The following is a 12,099-nucleotide window of genomic DNA, read 5'->3' as shown; positions in this document are numbered from 1 at the left end:
CATGATACAAGCAGTCTTTGAGAGAGCCGAAGATGGCGAGCTGAGGAGTGCGGAGATTACTGGACACGCCAAAATTGGCGAAAACGGCTTTGACGTCGTGTGTGCATCGGTTTCTACGCTTGCCACTAACTTTGTCAATTCAATTGAGAAATTTGCAGGCTATGAACCAATCTTACAATTAAACGAAGATGAAGACGGTTATCTAATGGTGGAAATCCCTAAAGATATCCCTTCACATCAAAGAGAAATGACTCAGTTGTTCTTTGAATCATTTTTCTTAGGAATGGCAAACTTATCGGAGGACTCTTCTGAGTTCGTCCAAACCAGAGTTATCACAGAAAACTAACACGGAGGAAAACATTATGTTAAAAATGACTCTTACTAACATGCAACTTTTCGCCCACAAAAAAGGTGGAGGTTCTACATCAAACGGACGTGATTCACAAGCGAAACGTCTTGGAGCTAAAGCAGCTGACGGACAAACTGTAACTGGTGGATCTATCCTTTACCGTCAACGTGGTACACACATCTATCCTGGTGTAAACGTTGGACGTGGTGGAGACGATACTTTGTTCGCTAAAGTTGAGGGCGTAGTACGCTTTGAACGTAAAGGTCGCGATAAAAAACAAGTTTCTGTTTACCCAATCGCAAAATAAAAAGGTCCAGTGAACCTTTTTATCCCGAGCCTTGAAATGAAAAGGCGAGGAAGCTAGAAGTAGCATTAAATAAGGCTTTCCGAGTTTTCGGAGAGCCTATTTTTTTGTTTTGGTACCGATTTTTAAAATCCGATAGAAATGCGAATTTGTTTCTAAGTTTTTTAAGCCTATCTAAAGACGAGTGTTGACTTATTTCTTTTAAAGGAATAGCTATTATGAATCAAATATGGTATAATGTAGGGTGAGACCTTCATAATAAATAGTGAAAGAGTATAACATGAAAAAAATTGTCATTAACGGTGGAAGACCATTAAAAGGGGAAATCACGATTAGCGGTGCTAAAAATAGTGTCGTTGCCTTGATACCCGCCATTATTTTAGCTGATGATGTGGTGATCCTGGATTGTGTTCCAGACATCTCTGATGTGGCGAGTCTTATTGAAATTATGGAAATCATGGGAGCTAGTGTCAAACGCTATGATGATGTTTTAGAGATTGACCCTCGTGGTGTTCAGAATAAACCGATGCCTTATGGTAAAATTAACAGTCTTCGAGCTTCCTATTACTTTTACGGTAGCCTTTTGGGGCGATTTGGTGAAGCAACTGTAGGGTTACCAGGAGGGTGTGACTTAGGTCCACGTCCAATCGACCTACACTTAAAAGCTTTTGAAGCAATGGGAGCTAAGACAAGCTATGAGGGAGATAACATGAATCTCTCTGCTCAGGGGTCAATGCTACATGGTGCAAACATTTACATGGATACAGTCAGTGTGGGTGCAACTATTAATACCATGTTAGCAGCTGTCAAAGCCAAGGGTCGTACAGTCATTGAGAATGCTGCCCGTGAGCCTGAAATTATAGATGTAGCTACTCTATTAAACAATATGGGAGCTCGTATCCGTGGTGCAGGTACTGACATGATTATCATTGATGGTGTTGAGAGCCTTCATGGAACTCGCCATCAAGTTATTCCCGATCGTATTGAAGCAGGTACTTATATTTCCATGGCTGCAGCTGTTGGTCAAGGAATTCGTATCAATAATGTCTTGTACGAGCACTTGGAAGGTTTCATTGCCAAATTGGATGAAATGGGTGTTCGTATGACTGTGTCTGAAGATAGTATTTTTGTTGAAGAACAATCTAACTTAAAGGCTATCAACATTAAGACAGCGCCATATCCAGGTTTTGCCACTGACCTTCAACAACCAATTACACCTTTGCTATTAAAAGCAGAGGGGCGTGGAACATTGATTGACACTATTTATGAAAAACGTGTCAACCATGTTTTCGAATTGGCAAAAATGAATGCAGATATCTCCACAACAAACGATCACATCATTTATAAAGGAGGCAATCCTTTACACGGTGCAAATGTCAAGGCGACAGACCTACGTGCAGGTGCAGCACTGGTGATTGCTGGTTTGATGGCTGAAGGAAGAACTGAAATTACCAATGTTGAATTTATCCTTCGAGGCTACTCAAATATTATCGAGAAATTACGAAACCTCGGAGCAGATATTGAACTAATCGAAGACTAATCTTAGAGGATTAATATGAATATCTGGACAAAATTAGCAATGTTTTCTTTCTATGAGACGGAACGGTTATATTTCCGTCCCTTCTTTTTTGCCGACGCTGCTGAATTTCATGCTCTAGCATCTGATCCGGAGAATCTACAATTTATTTTTCCTACGCAAGCCAGCATTGAGGAAAGTCAATATGCCCTTGCCAACTATTTTATGAAGTCACCTTTGGGAATCTGGGCGATCTGCGATAAGAAGGATGAGAAGATGATTGGTTCCATCAAGTTTGAGAAACTTGATGAGATTAAGAAGGAAGCGGAAATTGGCTATTTTTTAAAGAAAGAGTATTGGTCTAAGGGATATATGACAGAAGCGGTAACTAAGTTATGTGAACTGTCAATGGATCAATTTGGCTTAAAGCAATTATCAATCGTAACGCATTTGGAAAATGGTGCTAGTCAGAAGGTAGCGCAAAAGTCAGGTTTTAGTCTTTATCGTCGCTTTAAAGGCAGTGATCGCTATACCCGAAAGATGCGAGATTATCTAGAATTCCGCTATACTAAAGGAGATCTGAATGAGTAAACATCAAGAAATTTTAGCTTATTTAGAAGAATTACCAGTAGGAAAACGCGTTAGTGTTCGCAGTATTTCAAATCGACTCGGAGTAAGTGATGGTACTGCTTATCGGGCTATTAAAGAGGCTGAGAACAGAGGTTTAGTTGAAACCAGACCACGTAGTGGAACAGTTCGGGTAAAATCTAAAAAAGTAGCAATTGAAAAATTAACCTTTGCAGAGATTGCAGAAGTCACAGGATCAGAAGTTTTGGCAGGTCAGGATGGATTAGATAGAGAATTTAGCAAATTTTCCATCGGTGCCATGACTGAAAAGAATATTCTATCCTATCTTCACGATGGTGGACTACTCATTGTTGGAGACAGAACACGAATCCAATTATTGGCACTTGAAAATGAAAATGCAGTTCTAGTCACAGGTGGATTTGAAGTTCACGAAGATGTTTTAGAATCAGCCAATAAGAAAAATATCCCAGTTTTACGTAGTAAACACGACACATTCACGATTGCGACCATGATTAACCGAGCCTTGTCAAATGTCCAGATTAAGACAGATATTCTGACAGTCGAAAAAATCTATCGTACTAGTCATGAATATGGTTATTTACAGGAAACAGACACAGTTAAAGACTATTTAGACCTGGTTCGCAAAAATAGAAGTAGCCGTTTTCCTGTTATTAATCAGCATCAGGTTGTCGTTGGTGTAGTAACCATGCGAGATGCAGGTGATAAATCACCAGGTACGACCATTGACAAGGTCATGACTCGAACTGTTTATATGACTGGACTAGCGACGAATATCGCGAACGTTAGTCAGAGAATGATTGCTGAAGATTTTGAGATGGTTCCAGTTGTGCGCAGTAACCAGACCTTGCTAGGTGTCATTACTAGGCGTGACGTCATGGAAAAGATGAGTCGTTCTCAAGTTTCAGCTCTACCAACCTTTTCAGAACAGATTGGGCAGAAGTTGTCCTATCACCATGATGAAGTGGTCATTACAGTTGAACCCTTCATGTTAGAAAAAAATGGTGTCCTAGCCAATGGAGTTCTTTCAGAAATCTTGACTCATATGACCCAAGATTTAGTCGTTAATAGCGGGCGTAACCTGATCATTGAACAGATGTTGATTTATTTTTTGCAAGCTGTTCAGATTGATGACATTTTACGGATTCAAGCTAGAATTATTCACCACACCAGACGCTCTGCTATCATTGATTATGATATTTACCTCAATCATCAGATTGTATCAAAAGCAAATGTAACTGTAAAAATTAATTAGAATCTAGGAGTAAACATGATTACATTAAAATCAGCAAGAGAAATTGAAGCAATGGATAAGGCCGGTGATTTTCTTGCAAGCATTCACATTGGCTTGCGTGATATCATCAAGCCAGGTGTAGATATGTGGGAAGTAGAAGAGTATGTTCGCCGACGTTGTAAAGAGGAAAATTATCTTCCTCTACAAATCGGTGTGGACGGAGCCATCATGGATTATCCATATGCAACCTGCTGTTCGCTCAATGACGAAGTAGCCCACGCCTTCCCTCGTCATTATATTCTCAAAGAGGGTGATCTTCTCAAGGTTGATATGGTTCTAGGTGGACCTATTGCCAAGTCAGACCTCAATGTTTCTAAACTCAACTTTAACAATGTTGAGCAGATGAAAAAATATACTCAAAGCTTTACTGGTGGCTTAGCTGATTCTTGTTGGGCTTATGCTATAGGTACTCCATCTGAGAAAGTGAAAAACTTGATGGATGTTACCAAGGAAGCTATGTATAAAGGTATTGAACAGGCAGTTGTAGGAAATCGTATCGGTGATATTGGTGCGGCGATTCAGGAATATGCTGAGAGTCGTGGATACGGTGTTGTCCGTGATCTTGTTGGCCACGGTGTTGGTCCAACTATGCATGAAGAACCAATGGTTCCAAACTACGGTGTCGCAGGTCGTGGCCTTCGCCTTCGTGAAGGTATGGTTTTGACAATTGAACCTATGATCAATACAGGTGATTGGGAAATCGATACTGATATGAAAACAGGTTGGGCTCATAAAACCATCGATGGTGGTCTATCATGTCAATACGAGCATCAGTTTGTTATTACCAAGGATGGCCCTGTAATTTTGACAAGCCAAGGTGAAAAAGGAACGTATTAATAAGATTTTTAAGGAGCTAAGCTCCTTTTTGTTTTCTATAAAATAATAGCGTAGCAAAGTTAAGACTTATAATGTTATTTGTAGTAAAATATAAAGTGAAAATTTTGAAAGAAGGTCATTAATTGGAAAGTAGTTTATTTTTTATCTCCGTTTTTTTAGCGGGAGTTTTATCGTTCTTTTCTCCCTGCATTTTTCCCTTATTACCTGTCTATGCGGGTATACTTTTAGATAATCAAGAGAGATCAAGGACCTTTCGTTTTTTGGGGAGAGATGTAGCCTGGTCAGGCTTGATACGGACCCTTTGCTTTATTGGAGGGATATCGGTCATCTTCTTTATTCTGGGATTTGGAGCGGGCTTTCTTGGTCATTTACTCTATGCTGACTGGTTCCGCTATGTCATGGGCACTATCATTATAATCCTCGGTTTACATCAGATGGAGGTCCTCCATTTGCGCAAGCTAGAAGTACAAAAGACGCTTAACTTCAAGCAGAGTCAATCTGGTCACTATCTATCAGCTTTTCTTCTTGGTATCACCTTTAGCTTTGGTTGGACGCCATGTATCGGTCCAGTCTTAAGCTCAGTGCTAGCTCTTGCAGCTTCAGGAGGCAATGGAGCCCTTCAAGGTGCTTTATTAACCTTAGTCTACACTATGGGAATGGCTCTTCCATTTTTACTATTAGCTTTGGCGTCTGGTTTTGTCATGCCTTATTTTAGTAAAATAAAACCTCATATTCTCTTGCTTAAGAAAATTGGAGGTCTGCTCATTATTCTTATGGGAATACTATTGATATTTGGGCAATTAAATGTACTATCAGGAATATTTGGATAAAAGGAGTTAAAGATGAAAAAAATTATATGTCTTGGACTTAGTTGTTTATCACTCTTTCTTTTGACTGCTTGTGGGCAAGAGGAAAGCAAACAAAGTCAAAATCAACAACAACCCAGCTTACAACAAGTTGCAGTCGGAAAAGAAGCACCAGATTTTACTTTGCAATCTATGGATGGAAAAGAAGTAAAATTGTCTGATTACAAAGGTAAAAAAGTTTATCTCAAATTCTGGGCATCTTGGTGTGGGCCTTGCCGTAAAAGTATGCCAGAATTGATGGAGCTTGCTGCTAAGACTGACCGTGATTTCGAAATTTTATCGGTGATTGCGCCAGGGCTTCAAGGTGAAAAAACTGTTGATCAATTCCCAAAATGGTATCAGGAACAAGGTTATAAAGATATTCCAGTCTTGTATGATACAGAAGGTGCAACATTCCAAGCCTATCAAATTCGAAGTATTCCAACAGAAATTTTGATTGACTCACAAGGGAAAATTGGAAAAATTCAGCTTGGAGCGATTAGTAATGCAGACGCTGAAGCGGCTTTTGCTCAAATGGATTAAAGTCATTATCAAAAAAATGTCTAGATTGATTTGTCTAGACATTTCTTTTTTAATATTAAATTAAATTAGTTTTTAGAAGCTGCTTGGAATTCTGGATTTTTCCATGCTTCGTCAATAATTTCTTGCAATTCACGAGCAGATGCCTGCATTTTTTGAGTTTCAGCGTCGTTCAATGGGATGTTAACTGGACGAACAATACCATGTGCACCAACGATAGCTGGTTGACCGATAAAGACGTTTTCAACTCCGTATTGACCTTCTTGGAATACTGAAAGTGGAAGAACTGCATTTTCATCATCAAGGATTGCTTTTGTAATACGAGCTAGGGCAACAGCGATACCATAGTAAGTAGCACCTTTTTTGTTGATGATTGAGTAAGCTGCGTCACGAACTGAGATGAAGAGTTCAACAAGGTCAGCTTCATTCAAGTCACGGTTAGCTTGCAACCATTGTTCCAATTTAACACCTGCTACGTTAGCGTGTGACCAAACAGCAAACTCTGAGTCACCGTGTTCACCCATGATGTAGGCATGGACTGAACGAGCATCAACACCGATAGTTTCAGCAAGTGCTTGACGGAAACGAGCTGAGTCAAGTGAAGTACCTGAACCGATAACGCGTTCTTTAGGGAAACCTGAGAATTTCCAAGTTGAGTAAGTTAAAATGTCAACTGGGTTAGCTGCTACAAGGAAGATGCCATCGAAACCTGACGCTACAACTTGTTCGACGATAGATTTGTTGATTGCAAGGTTTTTACCAACAAGGTCAAGACGAGTTTCACCTGGTTTTTGTGGAGCACCTGCAGTGATAACTACAAGATCCGCATCTGCACAGTCATCGTAAGAAGCTGCATAAATCTTCTTAGGTGAAGTGAAGGCAAGCGCGTGGCTAAGGTCTTCTGCATCACCAACAGCTTTTTCAAACAATTGAGGAATTTCAATGATACCAAGTTCTTGTGCAATACCTTGGTTAACAAGTGCAAAAGCGTAAGAAGAACCTACGGCACCGTCGCCGACAAGGATAACTTTTTTGTGTTGTTTAGTTAGTGTCATTTGTCTAAACATCTCCTTTATTTTTTTAAGGGCTTCGCCTATTTGATTACATTCTATCACTTTTAAATAGCTTTGTCACGGATATAACCTCCACTTAGACATGTAAACGTTTTAGTCGGATTGGAAGCCTGAAATCTAAGGCAAACTATGGTATAATATATCTAGTTACTAATAGTGAAATGAGGCATTTGTTAATGCAAGATAAAAATTTAGTGAATGTCAATCTGACAAAGGAGATGAAGACCAGCTTTATCGACTACGCCATGAGTGTTATCGTATCGCGGGCCCTTCCTGATGTTCGAGATGGATTGAAACCAGTTCATCGTCGTATTCTTTACGGTATGAACGAATTGGGTGTGACACCTGACAAACCCCATAAGAAATCTGCCCGTATTACAGGGGATGTCATGGGTAAATACCACCCACACGGGGACTCATCTATCTATGAAGCTATGGTTCGTATGGCTCAATGGTGGAGCTACCGTTACATGCTTGTAGACGGTCATGGAAACTTTGGTTCTATGGACGGTGATGGAGCCGCTGCCCAGCGTTATACTGAAGCACGAATGAGTAAGATTGCTCTTGAGATGCTTCGTGACATCAATAAAAACACGGTTGATTTTGTAGATAACTATGATGCCAATGAACGTGAACCTGTGGTTCTCCCAGCTCGTTTCCCAAATCTTTTGGTCAATGGAGCTACAGGGATTGCTGTTGGTATGGCGACCAATATTCCACCTCATAATTTGGGTGAAACCATTGATGCTGTTAAGTTGGTTATGGATAATCCAGAAGTTACCACCAAAGATTTGATGGAAGTCCTACCTGGTCCAGACTTCCCAACTGGTGCCCTTGTTATGGGGAAATCAGGTATTCATAAGGCTTATGAAACAGGTAAGGGTTCGATTATTCTTCGTTCTCGTACTGAAATCGAGGAAACAAAAACAGGTCGCGAACGTATCGTTGTTACTGAATTCCCATATATGGTCAACAAGACTAAAGTCCATGAGCATATTGTGCGTTTAGTTCAAGAAAAACGTATTGAAGGTATTACAGCCGTTCGTGACGAATCTAACCGTGAGGGAGTTCGCTTCGTAATTGAAGTGAAGCGTGATGCATCTGCGAATGTTATTTTGAATAATTTGTTCAAGATGACTCAGATGCAAACTAGCTTTGGATTTAACATGCTGGCTATCCAGAATGGTGTTCCAAAGATCTTATCTCTTCGCCAAATCTTGGATGCTTATATTGAGCACCAAAAAGAAGTGGTGACTCGTCGTACTCAATTTGACAAAGAGAAAGCTGAGGCACGCGCCCATATCTTGGAAGGTTTGCTGATTGCTCTGGATCATATTGATGAAGTTATTCGCATTATTCGTGCAAGCGAAACTGATGCAGAAGCCCAAGCAGAATTGATGAGCAAGTTCAAGTTATCTGAACGTCAGAGCTTGGCAATTCTTGATATGCGTCTTCGCCGTTTGACAGGTTTGGAACGTGATAAGATTCAGTCAGAGTATGATGAACTCATTGCCTTGATTGCTGACTTGGCAGATATTCTTGCTAAGCCAGAGCGTGTTTCGCAAATTATCAAAGAAGAACTTGATGAAGTGAAGCGCAAATTTGGTGATAAACGTCGTACTGAATTGATGGTCGGAGAAGTTTTGACACTTGAAGATGAAGACTTGATTGAAGAATCTGATGTTCTCATCACTCTATCAAACAAAGGCTACATCAAACGTTTGGACCAAGACGAGTTCACAGCTCAAAAACGAGGTGGACGTGGCGTTCAAGGAACTGGAGTCAAGGATGATGACTTTGTCCGTGAGTTGGTTTCGACCAGCACTCATGATCATTTGCTCTTCTTTACCAATAAAGGACGTGTCTATCGTCTTAAGGGATATGAAATTCCAGAATATGGTCGCACTGCTAAGGGTTTGCCAGTTGTCAATCTTCTGAAACTAGACGAAGGTGAAAGCATTCAAACCATTATCAATGTCGAATCTGAACGCAGTGATGATGCCTATCTCTTCTTTACGACACGAGCTGGTATTGTTAAGAGAACCAGTGTTAAAGAATTTGCCAATATCCGACAAAATGGTCTGAAAGCCTTGAATCTGAAGGATGAGGACGAATTGATTAATGTCTTACTAACTGAGAAAGACACAGATATCATCATTGGTACTAAATTAGGATATGCAGTTCGATTCAACCAGTCTTCAGTCCGTGACATGAGTCGAAGCGCTACAGGTGTTAAGGGAGTAAATCTCCGTGAAGGTGACACAGTAGTTGGTGCTAGAGTGATTACCGACCAAGATGAGGTTCTTATCATCACCGAAAAAGGATATGGGAAACGTACAGTTGCCACCGAATATCCAACTAAGGGCCGTGCTGGTAAAGGAATGAAAACAGCCAATGTGACTGATAAAAATGGTCCACTTGCGGGTCTTCTAACTGTTAAAGGAGATGAAGATTTGATGATCATTACAGATACCGGTGTGATGATTCGGACTAATGTCGCCAATATTTCTCAAACTGGACGCTCAACCATGGGAGTGAAAGTCATGCGTCTAGACGAGAATGCCAAGATTGTGACCTTTACAAGTGTTGCAGCTGCGGAGAAAGAAGAAGTTGGGACAGAAAAAGAAACAGAAAGTGAAGCATAATGTCTCAAAAAAAGAATGTAAGTAAAAAAAATAAACGTAAGAATCTACTCATTAATATCCTAGCAGGATTCTTAATCGTGCTATCAATTGCTCTGATCTTTAACTCGAAAATTCGTGATATCTTTATGGTTTGGAATACCAATAAGTATCAAGTGAGCCAAGTAACAAAGGAAAAGCTTGAAGAAAACTTGGAAATAGAAGGAAATTTTGATTTCGATTCTGTAAAGGCTATCTCATCCGAAGCGGTTTTATCTGCCCAGTGGGATGCCCAACAACTTCCTGTTATTGGAGGAATTGCCATTCCTGAAGTAGAGATTAACCTACCTATCTTTAAAGGTTTGGATAATGTTAACTTGTTCTATGGAGCAGGAACCATGAAACCAAATCAAAAAATGGGAGAGGGAAATTATTCTCTAGCTAGTCACCATATTTTTACCGCTGAAAATGCAAGTCAGATGCTCTTCTCACCTTTGGTCAATGCCAAAGAAGGCATGAAAATCTATCTGACTGACAAGGAAAAGGTTTATACCTACGTTATTCGTGAAGTCAAACACGTTACACCTGATCGTGTTGATGAAATAGAAGATCGTGAGGGTATTAATGAGATTACTTTGGTAACCTGTGTGGACTATAACGCAACAGAACGGATTATCGTAAAGGGAGATTTCAAAGAGATGAAATCTTATGCAGAAACTCCATCAGATGTCTTAGAGGCCTTTAATAAGCCTTACAAGCAAAGATATTAATAAATAAGATTATTGAAAAAGGATTCGCTAGAATTAGCGAGCCTTTTTCTTATTCATTCAGAAAATTGATATAGAAAAGACTTTTCATTTTTATGAAAAAGTAGTATAATGTTTCTATTATAGAAATTTTTAGAAAATTCCGAAAGAGGTTACTTATGGGATATACAGTTGCTGTAGTCGGCGCGACAGGTGCTGTCGGTGCTCAGATGATAAAAATGTTGGAAGAATCAATACTTCCAATCGAAAAAATCCGTTTACTTGCTTCTGCACGTTCAGCAGGTAAGACTTTGAAATTTAAAGATCAAGATATTACGATTGAGGAAACGACTGAAACAGCTTTTGAAGGAGTTGACATTGCTCTCTTTTCAGCAGGTGGTTCGACATCAGCTAAGTATGCACCATATGCAGTTAAAGCAGGTGCAGTGGTAGTTGACAATACTTCTTATTTCCGTCAAAATCCAGATGTACCATTGGTTGTTCCTGAAGTCAATGCTCATGCCCTTGATGCCCATAACGGAATCATTGCCTGCCCTAACTGTTCAACAATCCAAATGATGGTGGCTCTTGAACCAGTTCGTCAAAAATGGGGCTTGGATCGTATCATCGTTTCAACTTACCAAGCTGTTTCAGGTGCGGGCATGGGTGCTATCCTTGAAACGCAACGTGAACTTCGTGAAGTTTTGAATGATGGTGTAAATCCACGTGATTTGCAAGCTGATATTCTGCCCTCAGGTGGTGATAATAAGCATTATCCAATTGCCTTCAATGCTCTTCCACAAATCGATCTTTTCACAGACAATGATTACACTTATGAAGAGATGAAGATGACTAAGGAAACTAAGAAAATCATGGAAGACGATAGTATCGCTGTTTCAGCAACTTGCGTGCGTATTCCAGTCTTGTCAGCTCACTCAGAATCAGTTTATATTGAAACAAAAGAGGTTGCTCCAATTGAAGAAGTCAAAGCTGCTATTGCTGCTTTCCCAGGCGCAGTTTTGGAGGATGATGTAGCTAATCAAATCTATCCACAAGCTATCAATGCAGTTGGTTCACGCGATACCTTTGTAGGTCGTATTCGTAAGGACTTGGATGCTGAAAAAGGTATCCACATGTGGGTAGTATCTGATAATCTTCTTAAAGGTGCAGCTTGGAATTCAGTTCAAATCGCAGAAACTCTTCACGAACGTGGTCTAGTACGCCCAACAGCTGAATTAAAATTTGAATTGAAATAGGGAGCAAAACAGAAATCAGTAACTCGAAGAGTATGATTTCTCCTTCGCTATCTAGCGAATCTACTTGTTTTACTTACAGAACAGGAGGCAAAGGCAAGTATGCCCCAGCCTC

12 protein-coding genes are annotated in these 12,099 nt (G+C 40.1%); 11 read left to right on the top strand and 1 reads right to left on the bottom strand.

The window, feature by feature from the left end; genetic code table 11:
- The first annotated feature begins 1 nt into the window (after nt 1).
- From QM874_RS01865 to sdbB, 8 genes are all read left to right on the top strand, one after another.
- Complete coding sequence (locus tag QM874_RS01865) at nt 2-346, top strand: ribosomal-processing cysteine protease Prp (RefSeq protein ID WP_075229048.1); 345 nt, start codon at nt 2-4, stop codon at nt 344-346.
- A gap of 16 nt (nt 347-362) precedes the next feature.
- Entirely contained in the window at nt 363-656 is a 294-nt protein-coding gene (gene rpmA, locus QM874_RS01860) for a 50S ribosomal protein L27 (protein WP_075229047.1), read from the top strand.
- A gap of 277 nt (nt 657-933) precedes the next feature.
- Nucleotides 934-2,193, top strand: a complete 1,260-nt coding sequence (locus QM874_RS01855) for a UDP-N-acetylglucosamine 1-carboxyvinyltransferase (RefSeq protein WP_414315993.1) — start codon at nt 934-936, stop codon at nt 2,191-2,193.
- A 15-nt stretch (nt 2,194-2,208) separates the two neighbouring features.
- Nucleotides 2,209-2,760, top strand: a complete 552-nt coding sequence (locus QM874_RS01850; RefSeq protein WP_414315992.1) for a GNAT family N-acetyltransferase — start codon at nt 2,209-2,211, stop codon at nt 2,758-2,760.
- The gene (gene spxR, locus QM874_RS01845; RefSeq protein ID WP_414315991.1) at nt 2,753-4,030 is read left to right on the top strand and encodes a CBS-HotDog domain-containing transcription factor SpxR; all 1,278 of its coding nucleotides are present in this window, start codon (nt 2,753-2,755) and stop codon (nt 4,028-4,030) included. The genes QM874_RS01850 and spxR overlap by 8 nt, the downstream gene beginning before the upstream one ends.
- Before the next feature lie 15 nt (nt 4,031-4,045).
- Nucleotides 4,046-4,906 carry a methionyl aminopeptidase gene (locus QM874_RS01840; protein WP_414315990.1) on the top strand — a complete coding sequence of 287 codons (861 nt, stop codon included), beginning with the start codon at nt 4,046-4,048 and terminating at the stop codon, nt 4,904-4,906.
- A 122-nt stretch (nt 4,907-5,028) separates the two neighbouring features.
- Nucleotides 5,029-5,736 carry a thiol-disulfide oxidoreductase-associated membrane protein CcdA2 gene (gene ccdA2 / locus QM874_RS01835; protein WP_414315989.1) on the top strand — a complete coding sequence of 236 codons (708 nt, stop codon included), beginning with the start codon at nt 5,029-5,031 and terminating at the stop codon, nt 5,734-5,736.
- 12 nt (nt 5,737-5,748) lie between these two features.
- A complete protein-coding gene (sdbB, locus tag QM874_RS01830; protein ID WP_414315988.1) occupies nt 5,749-6,294 on the top strand; it encodes a thiol-disulfide oxidoreductase-associated lipoprotein SdbB in 546 nt (181 codons plus the stop codon).
- Between the two features lie 65 nt (nt 6,295-6,359).
- Here the strand turns inward: sdbB and QM874_RS01825 are convergent, their stop codons facing one another.
- A complete protein-coding gene (locus QM874_RS01825; protein ID WP_075229040.1) occupies nt 6,360-7,346 on the bottom strand; it encodes an L-lactate dehydrogenase in 987 nt (328 codons plus the stop codon).
- Nucleotides 7,347-7,540: 194 nt separating this feature from the next.
- Here QM874_RS01825 and gyrA point away from each other — a divergent pair, with 194 nt between their 5' ends.
- From gyrA to QM874_RS01810, 3 genes are all read left to right on the top strand, one after another.
- Nucleotides 7,541-10,009, top strand: coding sequence for a DNA gyrase subunit A (gene gyrA, locus QM874_RS01820; protein ID WP_414315987.1), 2,469 nt, complete (start codon nt 7,541-7,543; stop codon nt 10,007-10,009).
- Nucleotides 10,009-10,755 carry a class A sortase gene (locus QM874_RS01815; protein ID WP_075229038.1) on the top strand — a complete coding sequence of 249 codons (747 nt, stop codon included), beginning with the start codon at nt 10,009-10,011 and terminating at the stop codon, nt 10,753-10,755. Before gyrA ends, QM874_RS01815 begins: the two co-directional genes overlap by 1 nt.
- Before the next feature lie 155 nt (nt 10,756-10,910).
- The gene (locus QM874_RS01810) at nt 10,911-11,987 is read left to right on the top strand and encodes an aspartate-semialdehyde dehydrogenase (RefSeq protein ID WP_414315986.1); all 1,077 of its coding nucleotides are present in this window, start codon (nt 10,911-10,913) and stop codon (nt 11,985-11,987) included.
- Nucleotides 11,988-12,099 lie beyond the last annotated feature (112 nt).

This window comes from Streptococcus infantis (genome assembly GCF_047463615.1).
Taxonomy (GTDB): domain Bacteria; phylum Bacillota; class Bacilli; order Lactobacillales; family Streptococcaceae; genus Streptococcus; species Streptococcus infantis_X.
This window is presented reverse-complemented; position numbering and strand designations above follow the sequence as displayed.